This window comes from Euhalothece natronophila Z-M001, assembly GCF_007904085.1.
Lineage (GTDB): Bacteria > Cyanobacteriota > Cyanobacteriia > Cyanobacteriales > Rubidibacteraceae > Halothece > Halothece natronophila.
The window spans coordinates 1,541,692-1,565,165 of the sequence record NZ_CP042326.1 but is presented as its reverse complement, the minus strand read 5'-3'; the positions used below and the strand labels follow the sequence as shown (position 1 = coordinate 1,565,165).

General features: G+C 42.0%; 18 protein-coding genes. 7 read left to right on the top strand and 11 right to left on the bottom strand.

The window, feature by feature from the left end; genetic code table 11:
- Positions 1-32 precede the first annotated feature (32 nt).
- Complete coding sequence (locus FRE64_RS07475) at positions 33-2,252, top strand: APC family permease (protein WP_146295393.1); 2,220 nt, start codon at positions 33-35, stop codon at positions 2,250-2,252.
- A 5-nt stretch (positions 2,253-2,257) separates the two neighbouring features.
- On the opposite strand, the gene FRE64_RS07470 is transcribed toward FRE64_RS07475, so the two are convergent.
- Both FRE64_RS07470 and FRE64_RS07465 read right to left on the bottom strand, forming a co-directional pair.
- Complete coding sequence (locus FRE64_RS07470; RefSeq protein WP_146295392.1) at positions 2,258-3,847, bottom strand: DUF6930 domain-containing protein; 1,590 nt, start codon at positions 3,845-3,847, stop codon at positions 2,258-2,260.
- A 123-nt stretch (positions 3,848-3,970) separates the two neighbouring features.
- Complete coding sequence (locus tag FRE64_RS07465; protein WP_146295391.1) at positions 3,971-5,257, bottom strand: glutamyl-tRNA reductase; 1,287 nt, start codon at positions 5,255-5,257, stop codon at positions 3,971-3,973.
- Between the two features lie 222 nt (positions 5,258-5,479).
- Here FRE64_RS07465 and FRE64_RS07460 point away from each other — a divergent pair, with 222 nt between their 5' ends.
- Positions 5,480-6,544 (top strand): RuBisCO accumulation factor 1, encoded by a 1,065-nt coding sequence (locus tag FRE64_RS07460; protein WP_146295390.1) that lies wholly within the window; start codon positions 5,480-5,482, stop codon positions 6,542-6,544.
- Positions 6,545-6,602: 58 nt separating this feature from the next.
- Here the strand turns inward: FRE64_RS07460 and polA are convergent, their stop codons facing one another.
- The 4 genes from polA to trxB form a co-directional block, all read right to left on the bottom strand.
- Positions 6,603-9,476 carry a DNA polymerase I gene (polA, locus tag FRE64_RS07455; protein WP_146295389.1) on the bottom strand — a complete coding sequence of 958 codons (2,874 nt, stop codon included), beginning with the start codon at positions 9,474-9,476 and terminating at the stop codon, positions 6,603-6,605.
- Positions 9,477-9,478: 2 nt separating this feature from the next.
- Positions 9,479-9,859, bottom strand: coding sequence for a slr1601 family putative cell division protein (locus tag FRE64_RS07450; protein ID WP_146295388.1), 381 nt, complete (start codon positions 9,857-9,859; stop codon positions 9,479-9,481).
- 150 nt (positions 9,860-10,009) lie between these two features.
- A complete protein-coding gene (gene psaM / locus FRE64_RS07445; RefSeq protein WP_146295387.1) occupies positions 10,010-10,105 on the bottom strand; it encodes a photosystem I reaction center subunit XII in 96 nt (31 codons plus the stop codon).
- Between the two features lie 100 nt (positions 10,106-10,205).
- Complete coding sequence (gene trxB, locus FRE64_RS07440) at positions 10,206-11,621, bottom strand: thioredoxin-disulfide reductase (RefSeq protein ID WP_146295386.1); 1,416 nt, start codon at positions 11,619-11,621, stop codon at positions 10,206-10,208.
- A gap of 169 nt (positions 11,622-11,790) precedes the next feature.
- On the opposite strand from trxB, the gene FRE64_RS07435 reads away from it, so the two are divergent.
- The 4 genes from FRE64_RS07435 (at position 11,791) to gyrA (ending at position 15,835) form a co-directional block, all read left to right on the top strand.
- Entirely contained in the window at positions 11,791-12,270 is a 480-nt protein-coding gene (locus FRE64_RS07435) for a DUF4079 domain-containing protein (protein ID WP_146295385.1), read from the top strand.
- A 138-nt stretch (positions 12,271-12,408) separates the two neighbouring features.
- The gene (locus FRE64_RS07430; protein ID WP_146295384.1) at positions 12,409-12,687 is read left to right on the top strand and encodes a hypothetical protein; all 279 of its coding nucleotides are present in this window, start codon (positions 12,409-12,411) and stop codon (positions 12,685-12,687) included.
- A complete protein-coding gene (locus tag FRE64_RS07425; protein WP_146295383.1) occupies positions 12,674-13,105 on the top strand; it encodes a type II toxin-antitoxin system VapC family toxin in 432 nt (143 codons plus the stop codon). Before FRE64_RS07430 ends, FRE64_RS07425 begins: the two co-directional genes overlap by 14 nt.
- A 165-nt stretch (positions 13,106-13,270) precedes the next feature.
- Positions 13,271-15,835, top strand: a complete 2,565-nt coding sequence (gyrA, locus tag FRE64_RS07420) for a DNA gyrase subunit A (protein WP_146295382.1) — start codon at positions 13,271-13,273, stop codon at positions 15,833-15,835.
- Positions 15,836-15,838: 3 nt separating this feature from the next.
- Here gyrA and FRE64_RS07415 read toward each other — a convergent pair whose 3' ends face one another.
- Entirely contained in the window at positions 15,839-16,441 is a 603-nt protein-coding gene (locus FRE64_RS07415; RefSeq protein WP_146295381.1) for an L-threonylcarbamoyladenylate synthase, read from the bottom strand.
- On the bottom strand, positions 16,438-17,214 hold the full coding sequence (gene panB, locus FRE64_RS07410) for a 3-methyl-2-oxobutanoate hydroxymethyltransferase (RefSeq protein WP_146295380.1): 777 nt from the start codon (positions 17,212-17,214) through the stop codon (positions 16,438-16,440). The genes FRE64_RS07415 and panB overlap by 4 nt, the downstream gene beginning before the upstream one ends.
- A gap of 112 nt (positions 17,215-17,326) precedes the next feature.
- On the opposite strand from panB, the gene FRE64_RS07405 reads away from it, so the two are divergent.
- The gene (locus FRE64_RS07405; protein ID WP_146295379.1) at positions 17,327-17,734 is read left to right on the top strand and encodes a universal stress protein; all 408 of its coding nucleotides are present in this window, start codon (positions 17,327-17,329) and stop codon (positions 17,732-17,734) included.
- Between the two features lie 160 nt (positions 17,735-17,894).
- Here the strand turns inward: FRE64_RS07405 and glgP are convergent, their stop codons facing one another.
- The 3 genes from glgP to FRE64_RS07390 all read right to left on the bottom strand — a co-directional run bounded on the left by glgP (position 17,895) and on the right by FRE64_RS07390 (position 23,380).
- Entirely contained in the window at positions 17,895-20,465 is a 2,571-nt protein-coding gene (glgP, locus tag FRE64_RS07400) for an alpha-glucan family phosphorylase (protein ID WP_146295378.1), read from the bottom strand.
- 120 nt (positions 20,466-20,585) lie between these two features.
- On the bottom strand, positions 20,586-20,813 hold the full coding sequence (locus FRE64_RS07395) for a DUF3134 domain-containing protein (protein ID WP_146295377.1): 228 nt from the start codon (positions 20,811-20,813) through the stop codon (positions 20,586-20,588).
- Between the two features lie 170 nt (positions 20,814-20,983).
- On the bottom strand, positions 20,984-23,380 hold the full coding sequence (locus FRE64_RS07390) for an endonuclease MutS2 (protein WP_146295376.1): 2,397 nt from the start codon (positions 23,378-23,380) through the stop codon (positions 20,984-20,986).
- Positions 23,381-23,474 lie beyond the last annotated feature (94 nt).

Sequence of the window (23,474 nt, the reverse complement as noted above, 5' to 3'; positions counted from 1 at the left end):
ATTGTAAATTGTTCCCTGTCTATTGATGACTTATGGTTAAACTCCCCTCCCCTAATCAAGAAGAAACGGCAAAACAGCCAGCAGAAGCAAAAAAATTAGACACATTTGGCGGTGTTTATACCCCTTCTATTCTCACCATTTTAGGGGTCATTATGTATCTTCGCTTTGGCTGGGTTGTGGGTAATGTGGGACTTTTAGGGACATTAATTATTGTTACCCTCTCTACGTCAATTACCTTCCTAACGGCTTTATCCATTTCCGCGATTGCTACAGATCGCGTGGTGCGTGGCGGTGGGGCTTATTATATGATTAGTCGCTCTCTGGGCATTGAAAGTGGTGGCGCAGTGGGGATTCCCCTTTATTTTGCCCAAGCATTATCTGTGGCTCTCTATACCATTGGTTTTGCTGAAAGTGTTGTAAATCAGTTTCCTAATTTAAGTCAGTTATATGTGGCGCTGATTGTGACTATATTGGTTGCTGGCGTGGCACTAACTTCGGCAAATATTGCCATTAAAGTCCAATATGTGATTATGGCAGCGATCGCGCTTTCTCTCCTCTCCTTCTTTTTTGGCAGTTCCCTTGAACCCACTGAAATCGAAATGTGGGGGGCAGCTGATCGGCTTTCTGAACCTTTTTGGCAAGTGTTTGCAGTATTCTTTCCCGCGGTAACGGGAATTATGGCGGGAGTCAATATGTCAGGAGACTTGAAAAACCCCACTAAAGCTATTCCGTGGGGAACATTAGGGGCAGTGGGAACAGGTTATGTGATCTATATGATCCTCCCGATTGTTATGGCAACTCGTGCTGATGCAGCCACCTTATTAGAAACCCCCCTAATTATGAAAGAAACGGCTCTTTGGGGGCCAGCAATTTTATTCGGGGTATGGGGGGCAACCCTCAGTAGTGCCTTAGGGAGTATTTTGGGCGCACCTAGGATTTTACAAGCACTAGCGCGCGATCGCGTTTTACCTCGTTGGATGCGCTTTTTAGGTAAAGGCAGTGGGCCCAATGATGAACCGAAAGTGGGAACATTTGTTACCCTTGCCTTTGTTATTGCCACGGTTTATGTCGGGGAATTAGACCTTATTGCTCCAGTTTTGACCATGTTTTTCTTAACTACCTACTTGGTGTTAAATGTCTCTGCTGGGATTGAAGCCTTCTTACAAAGTCCCTCGTTTCGCCCTGATTTTAAGGTGCATTGGGCTTTTTCTCTCTTAGGCGCGATCGGCTGTTTGGTAGTAATGTTCCTCATTAATGCGGTGGCTACTGTTGTGGCAGCAGTTGTCAGTCTAAGCATTTATTTTTGGTTGCAGAGACGGGAATTAGAAGTCACTTGGGGGGATGTGCGTCGCGGCTTATGGATGGCGTTACTTCGCATTGGCATTTATCAAATTGCTCAATCTTATCAAAAAGAAGACGCAAAGAACTGGCGACCCCACATTCTGGTTTTATCAGGCGCGCCCACTAAGCGCTGGTCACTGATTGAACTCGCTGATGCGCTTACCCACAAACGAGGCTTAGTGACAGTTTCAACGGTATTGAAAAAGACGCAACGGGGATTAGGGCAACAAGGGGAAATGGAAGAACGTGTCCGCAAATACCTTGATAAAAAAGGAGTAGAAGCCTTAGTCCGTGTGATTAGTGCTGATGATACCTTTATTGGCGGACAGCATTTAGTGGAAACCTATGGCTTAGGGCCAGTTGTTCCGAATACCGTCTTGCTAGGGGACAGCGAGTCTTTAGATCATCGTGAAAACTACTGTGAGATGATCACCCGTATTCACCAATCGAACCGCAATGTAATTATCTTTCGGGAAAACCATAAAAAAGGCTTTGGGCGACGACGACGGATTGATATTTGGTGGGGAGGGAGTATGCAAGCCAATGGGGGGTTAATGTTACTTTTAGCCTATTTAATCCGTAATGATGTGCGGTGGCGAGAAGCCAAAATTTTTCTCAATTTAGTGGTTCAGAATCAAAATGCAGTGCTTCCAGCGCGAGACAATTTAAATCGTCTGCTAACTCAATTAAGAATTATGGCAACGCCTCAAGTCATTGTTGCTGATGGGCGTTCATTTGATCGCATTTTAGGAGAAACCTCTGGCAATGCTGATTTAATTTTTCTAGGAATGGCAAGACCCGATGAAAACTTTGTTCAACATTATGAATCCTTACAACAAAAAGTAACTAATCTTCCCTCGACAATTTTTGTTTTAGCCGCTCCCAATTTTTCCTTTGAAGATGTATTTTAATGAGTTTAGAGATCAATGGCAGATAAAACCCCTAGTCCTAAATCTTCTGGAGAAAGGGCTTTTGCTTCAAATAAGGCCATCATATCTCGAAGTTGTGGTTTTCCTCTATTCGCTCCTTTTAAGCCCCTTGCAAGAATTAAAGCACAATATCCTCCCGTTTGCTCACACCGTCTGTCCCAATGCTGACGGGCTTTCACATGAGTAGGATCATCTTTATTAAATTCACCGAATAGATAAAGTTCCCCATCGCCCATTTGCAAAAGCCCTAAATCATAAATCGTGTTCACACTAGAATCTTCTCCTTCGTTAAAACCAATTCCCTCTAATCCTCCCGAGTCTTGAATCTGTTCAATCATTGTTTGGGCTTTTGGGCGTGAAGTTTGGATTAAAATAACGGGCATTCCTTCGCCTTTTTCTGTTGCCCCTAGAGATTCATATAATTGTTTTGGGTTATTTTGCATTTGATGAATCATGTCCCAAGGAACCATTCCCAGACTAAGAAAGGAATCCTTAGGTACGAGATCATCATTAATGAGTGGAAGTGGCTCTTCATCTTCCTCATCATCATCCCATAACATCATTAACTCTTCTTCTAATTCAGGATTAGTGGAAAGTTTGACATGAATATTCGAGGAATCATGAGAAGTTGTTGGGAGAGGAATGTGATAATGTTTCTCAAGTTTCTCTGTGGTGTCCAGTTCTGATTCACTGCTTTGAACAAAGCGTTTTAAGCCTTGTAGTGCCACATAGACAATCGCTGCTTCTTCTTCTCCTAAGAAAGGTCTTATTCCTTCGTAGGGACTAATACTGCCAAAATAGGGGTCAACCTCAGCTGCACTTAAACTTTCTGCTTCTTCTTCCTCAACATCTTCAGGAATTTCATAGTTGAGAAACCAGCAATCTTGCTTTAAAAAGGCATTTTCTAATTTCTCCATGTCTTCTATATTTAAGACTTCTGACCGAAAGGTTTTCATAGAGGCTAAAGAACGATAAAGCAAGACCCCATACTCTTGTCCTAGCATCCCCATAATTGAGAGGTAAAGGGGATCAATATCCCAATGAGGAAATTCAATAGTAATCACTTCGCTATCATCTAAAAAATCCCAAGGGGCATTTTCCCAAATTTCACCAGCGGTCTTGACTAAGGCTTTTTTGTAACTTTCTGGTAATAATGGGGGGCGTTCTTCCTGACTTTCTGTTAAGCCTTGGAAGAGCGTATCAATTAAAGGTAATTCTGGGGCGTAGTCAATTTTTATGCCTACTTCTTGTAAAATCCCTCGTAGAAAAAAGAGAATTTCGCGATCGCGCACAATAATACTTTTTGGACGACAGGGTTTCCCGTAACTTTGTGGCGCTTCCATTGCCCGCAACAAAGTTCGTACCATGACTTCCATTCCTGTGTCTTGGGAAACCATTTCCATGCCGCGCACCATGCCTTCTGATCCATCAACCCAAATCACACATTCTTGAGAGCTTTTTTCTTCTTCTTGATCAGATATTAAGCCTTCAAGACTGCGCCGATCTCCCTCCCAGACACTATCATCTTGTGGAAGGTTTAATAAGCGACGAATGGTGGTGGAATGGAGGGTACTCATAATAAAAGTTCAGCACAACTAAAGATATTTTAACAAAATCAGCATTAAAAAACGTAGCCAAATCAGGCACTTGACTACGTTATTGATGATCAGATGTTAAGAAAAATTTTTAAAGATTAACTGTTAACTATACTGTTGTTCCGGGTCAAGATTAAACAGTCTCTGTAAGGATTGAACGGTGCGTCGTCGCATTTCAATATCTTGTTGCGCCCGTAGTTCTACCATTGGTTCATGGAGAATTTTATTGACAATTCCTCGGGTTAGGGCTTCAATCACTTCTTGATGTTTTTCTGCAAACTCAGTTCCGAGACGAGAGAGTGCTTTTTCTAATTCTTGTTCCCGAATGGTTTCTACTTTTTCTCGTAAGCAACTAATGGTAGGAACTGTCTCTAAAGAACGCCACCAAACTTCAAACGACTCCACTTCTTCATCTAATAAGGCTTCTGCTTCTTGCGCCATTTGTCGGCGACTAGCAGTATTTTTTGCTACGACGGCTTTTAAGTCATCAACGGTAAAACTTTCTAAATTTTCTAATTCTTTAACATCACTATCAATATTGAGAGGAACAGAAATGTCAAATAATAACAGGCGATGGTTAGGATCGAGATTTTGCTCTATCTTAGCGCGATCTAAAATTGGTTCACTGGCAGCGGTACTGGTAAACACGAGATCAGATTCCCCAATAACACTCATCATGTCTTCAAGGGGATGCAGTTGTAATTCATGGTCTGGAAATTGATTTGCCAGTTCAGTCGCCCGTTTTTGAGAACGGTTAACAATGGCAATTTGCGTTCCACCTTTGGCAATGAGGTGTTGTACTAATAGCCGCGCCATTTTGCCAGCGCCAATGATGGTACAGCGATAGTTGGCTAAATCATCAACTTTACGATCGGCTAATTCCACAGCCGCAGAACTAATGGACATTGCGCCAGTACCAAGATTGGTATTACTGCGAACTCGTTTCCCTGCAGAAAGGGCTTGTTTGAAAAGTCGATCCAGGAGTCGTCCTACCCCTTGATGTTTTTGTGCCATTTTATGGGCGTGTTTTACTTGCGATAAAATCTGTCCCTCTCCTAAGATTAAGCTATCTAACCCTGCTGCTACTCGCATGAGATGACGGAGGGCATCTTGATGGAGCAGAATAAATAGGTGTCGCCGCAGTTGGGAAATGGGGTAGGCACTACGTTCGGAAAGGAACTGGGTAATTTCGTGAACCCCTTGTTCCGCATCAGTAATCACGGCATAGATTTCCAGACGGTTACAGGTACTAAGAATGGAAACTTCTTCCACATGAGGAAGCTGACATAAATGAGAAATTGCGCCCTCAATGGCATTGTCTTGAATACTTAATTTTTCTCGTACAGCAACGGGTGCAGTTTTATGGCTTAAACCGACAACTACAATGTTCATGTGTTCTCCCAAGGATATTTTCTTCTTCGCGTCAGTATAAAAACAAGTTTATGGAGTCGCTATAACTCCTCTCTATCTTTTGCAATTTATACGGAAATGTGTCCCGAAAGAAAGATTTTGCAAACAAACTTTGTAAAATTTTGTTGAACTTGTTACTTTTGCCCTGAGATAACCAAAAGGGTTTAAATTATTAAATGACGAGCTGGGAATCTAATGTAACTTATGTCTGAACAATCTCCCCTTTCTGAAGAACGGGCAACGGAATTACTGCGACAACTGCGACAAAAAGAAGGAAATTGGGTGGAATGGGGAAAGTCTTGTCAAGAGTTACAAAAAGGGGGGTACAATACCCAAACCATTTTTGAGGAAACGGGATTTGAGCCAGTTCACCAAAATCAAGTAATTGTCGCTAGTCAGGTGTATGATAGCTTGATTAAGGCGACGGTAGAAGAGAAGGTTAAAGCGTATTTTACCCAGAAGGGAAGTGATATCCTGTATGAGTTTCGGATTCTTCCGCCAAAAGAACGGGTGGAAGTGGCGACATTAGCGGTAGAAAAGAATTTAACTCAACCTGAAGCCCATGAAGTTGCCAAAGCCGTAAAAGAGTTTTCCTATCTGAATCGTTTGCCAGAAGGGTTTACGGATGCGGCAGGAGATGCGGTTGCCTATCATTACTGGAAGTTAGCCCGAGGAAAAAAGGACTTACAAGCGCGATCGCGCCTTATTGCCCAAGGACTTCGTTATGCCGCTTCTAGTACCGCTAGAGAGCAAATTGAGAGCCTTCTGAGCGATTTTACCGTTGTCCCGACAACGCCAGCACCCACTTTACCGTTATACCGCCTCGAACAAGAGGAGGAATTGCCCCGTATTATTCCTGTTGCCCCTAATTTAAAAATTTCTTCTGCTGAATTTCAAAGCTATCAGCAACCTCAGTTTCAAGGACGATTTAGTGTCACTCGTATCTCCTCTAATGTCGATTGTGTTGCTCTACCGGGTTGGCAAATCGTTTGGGCAGCCGCTGATCCTGTGGCGATTCCCTGTGAGAGAGAAGACTTACCAAAGGCAGATAGCCTTGCCAATGAACCCTTTTTAGTGGTGGTTGATCGCGCGGATACGGAGTGGTATCTCTACAGTTACTTTCTTGTAGAAACTGAGTCAGGATTGGCAATTCGTTGGTTTGAACAAGCCCCTGAGCAAGCGTTATTGGGGAAAGTGATTCTTATTTTACGTCCTAAGCGAATTGTGGATGAAGGCGCGATCGCGCAAAGTTGGCAAGTGGAAGAATAATAGAAACTCTATCAATTTAGCCCCATCTATTTAAGTTCTCCCTTAGAGATATAGAAGCCTATTTAGCCTCCATCCAGTTTTTTCCAACACTAATTTCCACTTCTAGGGGAATCTTTAAGGAAACCGTCTCTTCCATTATAGTTTTAATTTTCGGGCGTAATTCTTCCCATTCTTCAGGATGAATTTCAAAAACTAACTCGTCATGGACTTGTAAAAGCAAACGGCTTTGATAAGAGGCTAATAATTCCCCTAGTTTTACCATAGCTAGTTTAATAATATCGGCACTTGATCCTTGGATTGGTGCATTGGCAGCAGCGCGGAGGGTTTCACTTTCTTCTCTCCCTAATTTTAAGCTATCTAAATCAATACTATCAGGATCGCTTCCCTTTAGCTTTTCTAAGGGAGTGCCATTAAAATAGAAATATCGTCTGCGTTTCATAATAGTTTCTACATATCCAAGCGCGATCGCGCTTTTTTTCTGTCTTTCTAAATAGGCAAAAACTTGAGGATAGCGAGAATGATATTTATCAATAAATTCTTTTCCTTTTTGATTACTAACTGCCGCTTCTCTAGCAAATCGTTGCGCCCCCATGCCATAAATAACGCCAAAATTAATCGTTTTTCCTAAGCGTCTTTCTTCGGCTGTAATTTCTTCTTTTTCAAATAATAATTTTGCGGTCACTTCGTGGACATCTTTTCCTGTTTGATAAGCATCTAATAAAATGGGTTCTTGACTAAAATGAGTGAGAATTCTTAGTTCAATTTGAGAATAATCGGCTGCGACTAATAGCCAATCTTTTTTAGGGAGAAAGGCACGGCGAATTTGTCGAGAAAATTCTGTTCTGATGGGAATATTTTGTAAGTTGGGATTAGAAGAAGATAGCCTTCCTGTGGTGGTAACTGCTTGATTAAAATCTGTATAAATGCGTTGCGTTTCAGGATTAACTAAATTTGGCAGTGCATCCACATAAGTTGATTTGAGTTTCGACAAAGTACGATGACTTAAAATTAAATCTATAATCGGGTGATCTCCCTGTAATTTTTCTAAAATCGCATGATTAGTGGAGTAACCTGTTTTGGTTTTTCGGGATTTTTTTCGGTTTAAATTCAGTTTTTCAAAAAGAATATGACTCAACTGCTTGGGAGAGTTGAGATTAAAAGTTTCACCAGCTAGTTCATAGGTTTGGCTTTCAATTGCTTCTAATTGCTTACTAATTTCATTTGATAAGGTTTGTAAATACTCAGTATCTATTCTAATCCCCCAGTATTCCATTTCGGCTAAAATTGGCTCTAGGGGAATTTCAATTTTTCTTAAAAGCCGATCTAAGGGGGGAATTGCCTCTAATTCCTTGGCTAATAAAAGCGTTAACTGATAAGTGACATAGGCATCCATCCCACAATATTCAGCAACGGTTTTAATGTCTAAGTCGGCAATGGTTTCATTTTTGGCTATCTCTAACTCTTGATAACTTTTGATCGTCAACTCAGGTAAATATTTAGCCGCTAATTCACTTAAGTTATGATTGCGTTCGGGGTGTAAGACATAACTAGCAAGCATGGTGTCAAAAACCACTCCTGCTAACTGAATGCCGAAATGTCGAAAGACTAGGCGATCAAATTTTGCATTTTGTAATGTCTTGGGATAGGTTGCACTTTCTAAAATAGGACGTAGTGCCTCTCGAATTTCTGTTATGTCTAAACAAGTTCCTTCGGTATGCTGAACAGGAATATAAGCAGTATCGGTTAGGTTTTTTCCCCAACAACAACCAATTCCCACTAAGTTCGCATCTCGCGGTTTTAAGCCAGTGGTTTCGGTATCCCAACTGACAGGATAAGATTTATCTTGATATTGTTTTAAGGTGGTAATTAGTTGCTCTAATTTCTCAGAACTATCAATAATTTCGGGTTGAACTTTTAACGTGGACTGTTGCTGCTGTTTGGTTTCTTCTGCTGTGAAAAAGGCAAGGCTTTCGTCTTCGTTTTCTTCATCGGTTTCAGCCTCACCACCCAGTTGCTGTTGCAAATAGTCTAACTGACTGAGAAATTTTTTCAGTTCTAATTTAGCAAGTAAGGGTTTTAATTCAGCTAAATTAATACCTTTAAGTTTACACTCACTGAGGGTAATATTTAACGGAATATCTGTTTGAATTTGGGCAAGATACTGAGAATGTTCAGCATCAGCTTTTCCAGTTTCTAATTTAGTTTTCGTTGCCCCTTTTATTTCACTAAGGTGTTCATAAATCCCGTGAAGGCTTCCATATTCTTCAAGGAGTTTAACTGCTGTTTTTTCTCCAATGCCTTTTACTCCAGGAATATTATCTGATTTATCTCCACAAAGGGCTTTATAATCAACAACTTGAGAAGGGGAAATTTTTAAAGTGGTTTTCACCTCTTCAACGTGATATTCTTGGATAGTTTTTGATCCTTTTAAAACTGATTTATCAAGATAGAGAACACTAATTTGTTCCGTATCATCAATGAGTTGAAATAAATCGCGATCGCCGCTAACAATTTTAGTAAGATAACCTTGTTCTTTCCCCTTAGTGGCTAAAGTTCCTAGTACATCATCAGCTTCATAGCCTTCTGCTGTTACCACTTGTAAATTGAGGGCAGCAAGAATTTCCTGTAAATTGGCTAAGTCGGGGATAAAATCATCAGGGGTATCAGCGCGATCGGCTTTATAAGTTGCATCAGCATCATGACGAAAGGTAGGTAAGCCTAAATCAAACGCGATCGCGACAGCCTCAGGCTTTTCCGCCTCTAACACTAATAATAAGGATTTAAGAAACCCAAAGCAAATACTGGTAGGAGTGCCATCAGAAGCCTTTAACCCCCCTTCTCGGCCCTTAGCAAAGGCATAGTAAGCACGAAAGGCGAGAGAATGACCATCCACTAACAGTAAAACTGGCGAATTATTTTTGATTGGTTTCATGGTTATTCAGGATTTTGGGTTTCTGGTTCTAACCAAACAATGCGACGCTGATTGGGCTTAATTTGATGGGTATGTTCTTGCCGAATTTCCTGACTTTGATAGGGATCAAAATTGCGAGTAAACTGGCTATTGAGGCGATCAACACGGGCTTGAGTTCGTTCCACTTCGTTGTTTAACTCCTCTAATCTCGCGTTTTGGGTTTGATAATGGGGAAGGAGTCTATTTAAAGCCGCGATCGCGACAGCAATAATTAAGGCATTGGTTAAAATTTTGGCACCGATTTCCAGAGTTAAGCCACCATAACGAGGAAAACTGCGATAAGTAACGTTGTTGCGATTCTGATGTGAAGTTTTACGAACTGGGCGAGCATTTTTGGTAGGCATAATAGTAAATAGAGACTATAAATAACGATTTTAGCCCTATATTACCGATTTTCCCCTCTCGGTGATAATGCTGAAGTCACAAAAAACCACCTATAGGTTCTAACTATAGGCGGAATTACGATGTATTAATGTCTAGGGCAAACCTTCAACTTATTTATACAGTTCGGTTGCTAGACGAAATGCCATAATACCGGGGAGTAATGCGATAACTAACGCGACAAAGACTTGTGTTTCTGATATGCCCATAATTAATTGTCTCCTTTTAAATCTATCCAATCCCTACTTTGCAGTATTTTAGGCGAAAAACAACACAACTTGTTACAAAAGGCAACAAAATTTTGATAACTTACTTAGCGCTAACCGTTTCTGCGAGATATTCTTCAATACGTTGACGATATTCGCTTTTTTGTTTCACCCCTCGCAGTTGATCCACAATTTCTTGATTACGGAAGAATTGTACTGTTGGCGTTCCCGTTACCATCGCATTTTCCGCAATATCAGGTTCATCAGCGATATCAATTTCCACAAAATGAACCTTATCGGCGTACTCATCAATTACCCCATCTAAAATTGGTTTCAGAGTTGCACAAAGTCCACAATTGGGGCCAACATATTTAACCACTAAAACGCGATCGCTTTCATGGAAAAGCCGACGTAGGGCATAACCCCCATAATGGCGAGTTTCATTAATATCAAAGGTTTCTTCTGTATCTGCGGTAGGTTTATCTTCGTCCTCACTACGGGTAGCAGTAGCTTCCGCATCTTCATCTTGATGATATTCTGTAGCTAAGTTATTTGCCGATAACCACCGTTCTGCCAACATCGCTGCCTGACAACCGGTTCCAGCCGCTGTTACCGCCTGGCGAAACTCATGATCTTGCACATCGCCAGCAGCATAAACACCTTCAATATTGGTTTCTACCGAGTCTGGTTTAGTAATAATATAGCCCGTTTCATCTAAATCTAATTGTCCTTGGAATAATTGTGTATTCGGGGTGTGACCAATAGCATAGAATAACCCTCGCGCTGGTAAATTGCTTTCTTCGCCAGTTTGACGATTGCGAATTTTCACCCCTTCAAGGAAGCCCCCTTCCTGTCCATAAACATCCACCGCTTCTGTATTCCAATGAATGGTAATTTTAGGATGATTTAAAACTCGATCTTGTAGCGTTTTACTTGCCCGCATTTCGTCACGACGGACTAATAAATGAACATGGTCACAGTATTTAGTCACATAAGCGGCTTCTTCTGCTGCGGAGTCACCACCCCCAATAACCACTACATCATTCCCCTTAAACATTGGGTTTGCCCCATCACAAATGGCACAAGCAGAAATTCCTTGATTCCAGAATTTATCTTCATTAGGCAGGTGTAGGCGTTTTGCATTTGCCCCAGTAGCAATAATGACACTATGGGCTTTTACTTCTCTTTCTTGAGAACGAATGGTAAAGGGGCGTTGGGTTAAGTCAGCTTCAATGACATCTTCAGTATAAACTTCGGTTCCCCACCGTTGGGCTTGCGCTTTCATCTCTTGCATCAGTTTGGGGCCAGTGATGCCTTCAGGAAAGCCGGGATAGTTTTCTACATCACTAGTTGTCATTAATTGTCCACCCGGAGAACCACCAGCTTCAAAGCCTTCAAACATTACTGGTTTTAAGTTGGCTCGCCCAGCATAGAGTCCAGCAGTATAGCCAGCAGGACCTGATCCAATAATAACTAGGTTTTCTACAGTTTGGTTATCACTCATATTGTTCAAACTCATAACGACTACGAGTAAATTATAGCGTGGTTAAATTGCACTATCACTACCTCACAAAGGGGAAATTAACTTGCTGGTTGACTCTAAATTCCATAGTGTGAGTCAGAGGAAATATCATTATAATAAAGAATTGTTACAACCATTAAGAAAGATAACGAGATAGAGGAGAACCATGGAACTACCAGAAGCTGTAAAAACTTGGTCGCAATTTTCCCATCCCCTAATTATGTGGGTTTTATTGGCACTTTCTGTTTATACTCTATATTTAGGCATCCAATATCGTCGCGCTCGCACAGGAAGTGCTGAGAATATCAAAAAAGACAAAGGAAAACTGAGAGATAAACACTACGCTTTAAGTTCAATTTTATTAGCTTTAGTAATTTTTGGAAACTTAGGGGGAATGGCAATTACCTACATTAATAATGGTAAATTATTTGTGGGGCCTCACCTATTAGTAGGCTTAGGAATGCTTGCCCTTTTTGCGACTTCAGCCGCATTAGTCCCTTGGATGACAAAAGGAAACGACTTAGCGCGTAATGCTCATATCGTTCTCAATGTTGGGGTGTTGGGATTATTTAGTTGGCAAGCCATTACTGGAATGCAAATTCTATTAAAAATTATCGGTAGTTTAGGCGGCGGTGAAGCTGCTTAATTCTTAACTATAATATCTAGGTTGGGTTTAGTTGACGCTAACCTACCTAGGTATTAGTAACCCTCCTCGATAAGGTTTTTCAAGTCTAACAAATATTTAGAAGCAGTTTTTAATATATATCCTAAAAGAGTTATAACCATGAATACAAACACCATAAAAAATCGCTTACTTGAAAAGATTAATACTCTTTCTGAAGAACAACTGACTTCAATTTTATATTTTGTAGAAAAATTGGAGAAGGAGTCAGATCATGAGAAAAATATCCAACTACCAAAAAGGGAGAAAAAGTTAACAGTGTTAGAACGTTTAGGCGGAGTCTCAAAAAAAATGATCAAGGGAGGTGGCAATTTATCGGATCGGGAAGTTCGTAAAAAAACTATAGCTCAGAAAATGAAACAGAAGTATGATCGAGAATGATTATCCCAATATATTGATTGATAGTGGAGTGTTAATTGCTTTTTACGATGAAGAAGATAAATACCACAGCCAAACCATTGATTTTTTTTCAGATTGTCGAAGTCAGTTAGTAACAACGGTTGCTTGTGTAACTGAAGTGATGTGGTTACTCGCCCCTTTTATCAAAGTTCAAAATGAGTTTTTATCAGCTGTAAGTCAAGGAATTTTTGAGTGTAAGCATTTGCTTGTCTCAGATTATCAAAGAATTCAGGAGCTAAATTCGATTTATCAAGATTTGCCTGGGGACTTTGCTGATTTATCATTAATTGCTATTTCTGAAAGATTAAATATTCCTGCAATTGCTTCTTTAGATAAAGATTTTGATGTTTATAGACGTTATCGTCAAGAATTTTTTGTTCGAGTTTTTAGACCTAGATGACGATCGCGCCAATTCACTCCCCCAAAACTTGCTGCAATCAGCACTCTAATAGGCACTTAAGTTATAATGGGAGGGTATATTGCATGAATCAACAGTATTGATCAGAACAAAGGGGAAAAACTTCCCTTTTTTGTCTTGAATTCTGATACGGAGCTTTCTAACCTTATGACCCCTTCCCAAGAGCGGATTATCCCGACCGAACTGCGAAACGAAATGTCTCAATGTTATCTTGAGTACGCCATGAGCGTCATTGTTGGTCGGGCGTTACCTGATGCGCGAGATGGTCTCAAACCTGTCCATAGACGCATTTTGTATGCCATGTATGAATTGGGACTCACCGCAGATCGTCCCTTTCGTAAATGCGCTCGGGTGGTCGGGGAAGTCTTAGGGAAATATCACCCTCATGGGGATACCGCCGTCTATGATGCCTTAGTGCGAATGGCGCAATTGTTCTCCATGCGTGAACCCCTGATTAATGGGCATGGGAACTTTGGCTCCATTGACAATGATCCCCCAGCGGCAATGCGTTACACAGAATGTCGCTTACAGGCTTTATCAACTGATGCCCTTTTACAAGATATTGAGTCAGAAACGGTTGATTTTATTGATAACTTTGATGGGTCACAACAAGAACCGTTAGTTCTTCCCTCCCGTCTTCCCCAGTTATTGTTAAATGGATCATCGGGAATTGCGGTGGGAATGGCAACCAATATTCCCCCACATAACTTAGGTGAATTAGTCGATGGCGCGATCGCGCTTATTAATAATCCTGAGATTACCACAACGGAATTAATGCAGTATATCCCAGGACCTGATTTTCCCACAGGAGGGCAAATTTTAGGGCGCAATGGGATTAAATCCGCTTATGAAGAAGGGCGTGGCTCAATCACCATGCGTGGGGTTGCTGACATTGAAACCCTTTCGCAACCGGGGAGACAGGAAAAAGAAGCCATTGTCGTCACTGAACTTCCCTATCAAAGCAACAAAGCCTCAATTATTGAAAAAATTGCTGAACTGGTTAATGAGAAAAAAATTGATGGCATTTCTGATATTCGGGATGAAAGTGACCGCACAGGAATGCGAATTGTCATTGAATTACGACGAGATGCCTATCCCCGAGTAGTTTTAAATAACCTCTATAAGCAAACCCCCTTACAGATGAATTTTGGGGCAAATATGCTGGCGTTGGTGAATGGAGAACCCCAGCACTTAAACTTGAAAAAGTTTTTAGAGGTGTTTGTGGAGTTTCGGGTGGAAACTATCACCCGTCGCACCACTTATTTATTACGAAAAGCCCAAGAACGGGATCATATTTTACAGGGATTATTAATTGCCCTTCAAGACATTGAAGCGGTAATTCAAATTATTCGTGGGGCAGCAGATACCGCCACAGCTAAAGCCAACCTCATTGAACATTTTGGACTTTCAGAGGGACAAACCGATGCCATCTTACAGATGCAGTTGCGACGACTCACTGCCTTAGAAGCGGAAAAAATCCAAGCAGAACACGAAGACTTATTAGCAAAAATTAGTGATTACCAAGATATTTTAGCCCGACGGGAACGCATTGAAGAAATCATTCGCACTGAACTCGAACAAATTAAAGAAAAATATGCCACCCCCCGTCGCACCCAAATTGAAAGTTCAGAAGGGGAAATTGTTGATCTTGATTTAATTGCCAACGAACAAGCAATTATTTTAGTCACGGAACAGGGCTATATTAAGCGGATGCCCGCTAATACCTTTGGTTCACAAAATCGCGCCACTCGCGGGAAATCGGCAGCGAAAATGAAAGAAGATGATGGGGTAGAGCATTTTATTAGCTGTTGCGATCATGATTATCTCTTATTCTTCAGCGATCGCGGCGTGGTGTATGCCCTCAATGCTTATCAAGTACCAGTGGGGTCTCGCACGTCTAGAGGAACGCCTCTCTTACAAATGTTACCCATTAGCCAAGAAGAAAAGATCACCACAGTCTTATCAGTACAAGAATTTACCGAAGAAGATTATCTGATTATGCTGACGCGACAGGGGTATATTAAGAAAACCTCTCTCTCAGCATTTAGCAATATTCGCACTAATGGGTTAATTGCCATTTCCTTAGCAGAAGATGATCAACTGCGCTGGGTACGACTTGCTAAACAAAGTGATAGTATTATTATTGGCTCACAACAGGGGATGGCGATTCATTTTCGCGCTAGCCATGAGCAATTACGACCTCTCGGACGGGCTACCCGTGGCGTTAAAGCCATGAAACTGAAGCCTGATGATGAATTAATCAGTATGGATATTCTTCCAGCGCAAGTGATTGCTGAAATGAAGGAGGAAGCCAAGGAAGAAGAGGTGGTAGAAGAGGAAGTTATTGCTGACAAAGACGAGGAAGAAACTCTCTGGGTATTAGCGATTACGAAAGGGGGTTACGGAAAGCGAGTTCCCATTACCCAATTCCGATTACAAAATCGTGCTGGCAAAGGATTAAGTGCCACTAAGTTCCGTAAAAAAGACTGTTTAGCTGCCTTAAAAGTAGTTCATGAGGGAGAAGAGTTGATGTTAGTTACGAATCGTGGGATTATTCTTCGCCAAAGCCTAAGTGCCATTCCTCGTCAGTCTCGTCAAGCCAAAGGGGTACAAGTTCAGAATTTAGCCCAAGATGACGCGATCGCGGCAGTGGCTTTAGTTCCGCCTGTGGATGACGAAGAAGAGGAACCAACCGAACAGGAAGAATCTTAACTTTCATCGTGAAATATTAATAACCCCTGAATCAAAGGGAAGATTCCCCTGACGGAGGATTGTCCAACTCTCTCCCATCCATTTGACAACAGTTGAGGGCAAACTATTGGGAGTTTCTGCTGCTTCATCAGCTAAAACTAATACTTCTGGAAACCTCTCATTAATAGCTTCTGGGGAGGTTAGAGGGGGTTCTCCAGAACGATTGGCACTGGTGGTAGCAAGCACCCCTGTTTGTTCAAAAATAGAGAGCGCGATCGCGCTGTTGGGAACACGAATCCCAATACTATCAGGGGTTTCAGGGTTAACTGTTCTTGGCACTTCTGAAGAACTGGGTAAAACTAACGTTAATGCACCCGGAAAATAGTGATTTGCCACAGCCTGCCAGATTTGAAATTCTCTGTCATTTCCCTGTACATAACGCCATAATTGTTGAGAAGAAGCCCCCATTAAAATTAAGGGTTTTTTTGCTTCTCGTTGTTTCAGTTGGAAAATGTTTTGGGCGTTTTCTGGAGAAACCGCTAAGGCGTAAACAGTATCCGTGGGGAAACTGACCACTTTTCCTTGTTTTGCCCCAGTAATTAGTTCAGGAAGAGAAACGAGCGTCATGGTGGAAAGTTTTGGTTTTTAACGTCAGCAATATAGTTTTGAGTTGCAGTAGTAATGATGTCTCGTAAGTTAGTATAAGGCTTAGCAAAGGGGGGTTGCTTCGGGGTTAACCCTAATAAGTCCGCAGTTACTAAAACTTGTCCATCACAATATTTTCCGGCTCCAATGCCAATAGTAGGAATTGGGATATTAGCCGTAATTTCATGTGCTAAATCACTAGGAATATGTTCGAGAACAATAGAAAAAGCTCCCGCTTCACTGAGATTGAGGGCTTCTTGATAAATTTGTTTTGCTGTTTCGGAAGTGGTTCCCTGTTGACGATAGCCAAGATGATGCACAGATTGGGGAGTTAAGCCAATATGTCCCATAACGGGAATGCCAATGCGAGTGAGAGTTGCCACAGTTTGCGCGATCGCGTCATTTCCTCCCTCTAATTTTACCGCTTGCACTCCTGTTTCCTTTAAAACCCGTCCTGCACTTTGAATTGCCTGTTGTGAGCTTTCTTGATAGGTTAAAAATGGTAAATCACACACCACTAAAGCCCGTTTAACCCCTCGTTTCACCGCAGCCGCATGGTGAAGCATAGCTTCTAAACTTAGAGGCAGAGTCGTTTGATGTCCTAACGCCGTCATAGCAAGGGAATCGCCCACCAGAATAACATCCGATCCCGCTTCATCTAAAATTTGCGCGATCGCGTAATCCCAAGCCGTAAGAACGGTAATTCGACGTTGTTGTTGTTTCCACTTCTGAAGTTGGGCGATAGTAACTGCCATGAACCCCTCAATAAACCGAACAATTAACAAATCATGAATGAGAAGAGATTAATTGTCAATTCTGATGTTAGCTTAGTTTTAGAAAATTCTGTCCTGATAAGGATTGTCTATCATGTTTAAGACCATTCTCTTTCCCATTGATCGCAGCCGCGAAACCCAAGAGGCGGTAGGAACCGTTACCAACCTAGTTAAAAACTTTAATAGTCAATTAGTATTACTCTCAGTGGTTGAACCCCAAAGCGAAGAAAAACCCGATCCCAGAAAAATGACCTCTCAAGAATCGGTCAATGAACTGCTAGAACAAGTTAAATCTCTGTTTACTGAGCAAAGCATTAGCCCAGAAACCCTTGAACGAGAAGGTCGTCCAGCCTTTATTATCTGTGATGTTGCCGATGAAATGAACGCTGATCTGATTGTTATGGGCTGTCGGGGAGTGGGTTTAATAGAAGAAGAAGCCGATGAAAGTGTTAGTAATCGCGTCATTAATCTCTCCCCTTGTCCTGTTTTAGTAATCCCGTGAAATACTCACTTCTAATTGCTAAAGCAATGTACGCTGATCACGACCCACGAAAAAGTTAAGGCTAATCTTGAAACTAACACAGACACCAATCACAAAAAAATCTCCCATCAGGATTTTTCTTTGATTTGATGGGAGAAAATGTACAGATTTTTCTTAAAGATTACTCTTGGTTCGCCCACAGAATTAACCCTAACTCATGAGGATGAGCCATGTATGGGTTTTTGGGTAACACTCGTAAGGATAAGCCTTGCAAGCCACTAGACTCATAAGCTACTGAACCTTGATAAATCGTTCCCGCATCGGAAGTTTTCCCAGTGTGTTCCATCGGAAGTACTTTAGCATTAGTAATTTCACCATCACTATCTAATTTTCCGTGGTACAACTCTACACTGACATCATCAGGTTTTAAGCCAGCTAAATCAACTACTGCCTTAACATCAATTTCCTCTTGAACAACGATGTCCTTATCGTCAGAAAGATCAATACTTTTAATGGTGATATCGTACCAACGTTCAAATACTTCTTTCTTCCACTGCGCCACATCCTTCGCATTGGCATAATTATTTTCCTTCATTGCGAAATAGCGATCGCTGGCTGGAAAATAACCACGGAGACTGTAATCGCGCAACATCCGCGACGAATTAAACTGTGGTGTATTCAGACGAATAGCATTTTTCATCTTCTGCACCCAGCCACGGGGAACGCCATTGGCATCGCGGTTATAGAACAGAGGCAGAATTTCTTGTTCTAAGAGATCATAAAAGGCATTGGCTTCCACTTCATCTTGATACTCTTGGTCTTCATAAATTTCTCCTTGACCAATTGCCCAGCCAGTTGCGGTGTAATCAGCTTCATCCCACCAACCATCAAGAATGCTGAGATTCGGCAATCCATTCATTGCTGCCTTCATGCCAGACGTTCCTGAGGCTTCACGGGGACGGCGCGGGGTATTGAGCCAAATATCACAGCCTGAAACCATAGCACGAGCCACATGAGTATCATAATCAGGAACAAAGACCAAATAATCTTCAATTCCTTCTTCACGAGCAGTATGGATCAGCTGTCGAATTAACTCTTTCCCTGGCATATCCTTCGGGTGGGCTTTCCCAGCAATCACAAACTGTAAGCGGCGATTAGGATTGCCCATAATAATTTTCTTAATGCGATCTAAGTCCCGTAGGAAAAGAGTTGCCCGTTTATATGTAGCAAAACGGCGAGCAAAACCAATGGTTAAAACATCAGGATCAAGGACTTCCTTGGCTTTATCTAATTCTGCTTGGGAAGCGCCACGTTGACTTAACTTTTTCCCTAACCAATCGCGCACCATCACTACCATATCGGCACGAGCACGTTCATGATTGCGCCATAGCTCATCATCGGGAATGGAATTAACTTTTTCCCAGAGGGGATCATCCGGGCCTTTATCTGACCAATTTGGCCCCAAATAGCGGTCATAAAGTTGTTGAGTCGATTTAGCGACAACACTACGGGCATGAGTGCCATTGGTAATGGAGGTAATGGGAACTTCCTCTACAGGGAGTCCTTTCCACATCCCCTTAAACATATCCCGAGACACTTCTCCATGAAGCTTACTCACCCCATTGAGAAAAGAGCTAGTTCGCAGGGCTAACGCTGCCATACTAAAGGGAGAGGATAAATCGCCAGTATTCTCACGCCCCATAGCTAAAAATTCTTCCCGAGATAAACCAAAGATGTCTGCATAATGACCGACATAGTACATGGTTTGGTCAGGATTAAACATATCAAACCCTGCCGAGACAGGAGTATGGGTGGTAAACATTTGGCTTGCTTGTACCACCTGTTTTGCCTCATCAAAGCTGAGACCATCATCCTCAATTAAGCGACGCATCCGTTCCAATACTAAAAATGCACTGTGTCCTTCATTGAGGTGAAAGACTGTTGGCGTATAACCAAGGGCTTTGAGCGCACGGAAACCACCAATGCCAAGCATCATCTCTTGGTGAATCCGCATATCTAAATCGCCACCATACAAGCGGTCTGTAATATTGTGGTCATACTCAGAATTGGGTTCAATATTGGTATCTAGCAGATAGAGGCGTACCAGACCAACATCAATGCGCCAAACCCGAGCATAAACCGTTCGCCCAGGGTAATCTACTTCCACTCGTAATTCTGACCCATCGGCTTTACGTTCTAAGTGAAGGGGCATATTACTGAAGTCATTAATGGGATAGCTTTCTTGTTGCCACCCATCAGCATTCAAGTATTGAGAAAAATACCCTTCTTGATAAAGTAAACCAACAGCAATTAACGGTAATCCGAGATCGCTGGCAGACTTGAGATGATCACCTGCGAGAACACCTAGCCCTCCAGAATAAAGCGGAAGACAATCAGTTAAACCATACTCAGCACAAAAATAGGCATAGCATTCTTGTTGAGAAGGGTGCTTGCGGTTTTTCTGGAACCAATGTCGCTCTTCAAGGTAACGCTCTAATTGTTGTACTGACCGATTCATTTGGGCTAAAAAGCCCTCATCTTCGCAAACTTCTGCTAGTCTTACTTGACTAATATTTCCTAATAGGGCAACAGGGTTATGGCGACAAGATTCCCATAATTGACTGTCTAACCGTCGAAAGAGGTCCTTAGCTTCGATATCCCAATCCCAATGGATATTATAAGCGAGCTTTTTTAATGGCTCTAACTTTGGGGGAAGGGAAGGCGAAACATTAAATGTACGAATTGGCTTCATCTTCGCTATTGTCTCCGATTCTTTAGGCTTACATGACTATTACTATTTTTCGCCTATCTATTGTGCAGGCGATTGTGGGAGTATCCCAATTTCTTAATAGTTGGTTATGCTTTGGCAAAATTAACCGACATCACTATCATCAATTAGATCATTACTCCCGCGATAATCTTCTCCCATTAATTGGTCAATATCTTCTTCTTCGAGGTATTTCTCGTTTTCACTTTCTACGTTTTCCTCCATTATGCGATTATTGGCTTTTAGCCAGTCTATGAGGGAGGTATCTTGCTTTAAGGGGATTACTGTTGCTGGTTCGTAACGAACTTCTTGACGAAGAGAAGGATTGTTCATTTGGTCAACCTTAGATTGAAGACAGTTTCTGAATGTATAGTAACTTAGAGCGGCTTGAATACGATATCATTTCTTGGTTTTAAATGAAATGAACAGTTAATTGGGTTAAGTATTCATCCCAATTCCTTTGCTTGTATTTAGAATTTAAGCCAATTATGCAAATGTGCGTTTCAATTCAAATAAGCAATGGTAACGCCATTTCCCCCTTCATTTTGTGGCGCGAGTTCAAATCGTTCCACTTGGGGGTGTTGTTTCAGAAATTCATGGACTCCTTGACGCAGTTTTCCTGTTCCTTTGCCATGAACAATCCATAATGCGCCCCCATTTTGAGAGCGAATGGCATTTTCTAATTGACTTTCTGCTGGTGAAACTCGATAACCGCGAATATCGAGAGTATTGCTTTCAGTGCGAACCGTGGGGGCTTCATTTTTTGTCTTTTTAGGAGTGGTGGCTTTTTGCTGTTTTTGCGGTACTTCGGGCTTTCTTCCGTCTAAGGATTCAATATCAGCTAAAGAGACGGTCATTTTCATCATGCCTAATCGAATGGTTAGTTTTCCCTCTGCATTGGGGGGGGTTAAGACTTCTCCTGTTTGATCAAATTTTGGCAGCCTGACTTTTTCTCCCACCTGCGGTTGGTAATTAGGTTTTGGTTGCGGTGGTTCTGTTTTAGGAAGATGACGGGAAGCGATGTCATTAACCGTTTTTGTGGCTTTTTGAGCCGCTTGTCCCGTTTTTTCCCCCTGTTGTAATTGTTTGATCACTTGGGCAATTTCTTGTTTGGCTTCTTTGACGGCTTGATTGACGGCTTCTTCTTGGGAACGTTTTAAGTCTCCTTCTCTGGCTTCTAAGGCTTGGGCGCGATTAGAAACCTCTTGATAAAATTTCTCTGCTTGTTCTACCAGTTGACGGGCTTCTTTGGCTTTTTCTTCTTGTTCTCGTCGTTGTTTTTCTAACCCAGCAATGATTTGATTGACATCTTCAGAACCGCCAGCCATGCGATCTTTTGCTAGATCAAGAATCTCTGACTCTAATCCGAGACGACTTGCTACAGTTAGGGCGTTAGAACGTCCAGGAATGCCCCATAACAGCCGATAAGTAGGAGAAAGGGTTTTTTCATCAAATTCTACGGAGGCATTCTCAAACCGCTCATCTTGGTATTTTAGGGCTTTTAATTCTCCATAGTGAGTGGTGGCAATGGTGAGACGGACTTTCGCGGCTAAATACTGTAATAACGCGATCGCGATCGCGCTTCCTTCTGCGGGATCAGTGCCTGCGCCCACTTCATCTAATAAGACTAAAGCGGTTTGAATTTCTTCCTCGTCTTGGGTTTTAATTGCATCAATAATGCGGGTAATGCGCTGAATATGCCCAGAAAAGGTAGAAAGACTCTGTTCAAGGGACTGTTCATCCCCAATATCAGCTAAAACTTGTTCAAACCAAGGAATTTCTACAGGTTCTTTAGCAGGAATAAATAACCCGACTTTTGCCATTAACGCCGCTAACCCCACCGTTTTTAGGGCGACAGTTTTTCCCCCTGTATTGGGCCCTGTAATTGCCACTACCCGAGTTTCAGGATTAATTTGCACATCAATGGGAACCACAGGAGTTGCTTGTTCATGGTGTTGTTGCCACACTAAGAGGGGATGGCGTAAACGACGCAGCGTAATTTGATCTTGGCTATTAGCTTCTACAAAGCGTGGGGGGTTGGCTTCTAACCAGAGACTATAACGCGCCCTTGCTGTGGCTAAATCGAGTTTGGTAGCAATGGCGAGGAGAAGTTCTAAATCGTCTTTGACTTCTCCGACTTGTTCGGTTAACGCTTGTAAAATCCGTTCCTCTTCTCGTTGTTCTTGTCGGATATACTGACGTTGTTGGTTGCCTAATTCCACCACGGAATGGGGTTCAATATAGAGGGTTGCCCCTGTACTAGAGCTATCATGGACAATACCTGGAATTGCTTCTTTTTGTCCTGCTTTCACAGGAATCACAAAACGCTCGCTACGTTGAGTAATTACGGGTTCTTGCACCGCTGCGCCTTGACGTTGGATAATGTTTTGTAGCTTTTGATAAGCGCGATCGCGCCGTTCTTTAATTTTCTGCCGAATTTCTCCTAATTTTGGGCTAGCCCGTTCAGTGACTTTTCCTTTCTCATCTAGACAACGGTAAATCTCTTGTTCTAACTCTGGGTAAGTTCTCACTTGGGAAATTAATTCCTTGAGACGGGGTGAGTCTTCTAAGTCATCAATCACCCGTCGTAGTCGTCGCATTGCCATGAGGGTACTAGCAATTTGAACGAGGGTTTCTCCCTGTAAAATTCCCTTATATTCAGCACGTTCTAACGCTGAACCAAAATCATAAATGCCGTCAAACTTCCAGCCTGTGGTTAAGTCTTGTTCTAGCTGATAGACTTCTTTCGTTTCTGTCAGTAGGATTAAGCTAGTGTCGCGATCGCGCGGAATTGGGAGATTTCGTGCTGCCCGTGCGCCCAATTTCGTACTCGTAAAGGTGGCAAGATGTTCACCTAAACGTTGCCATTCTAACAGTTCCAGAGTTTCTGCTTCTATCAAGGTTATGCAAGGGAGTTACACTTCATATATCTATCTTAATCGGTGCAAAAAGAACTTATTATAGTCATTCCCAAAAAACGCGATCGCGCCTTAG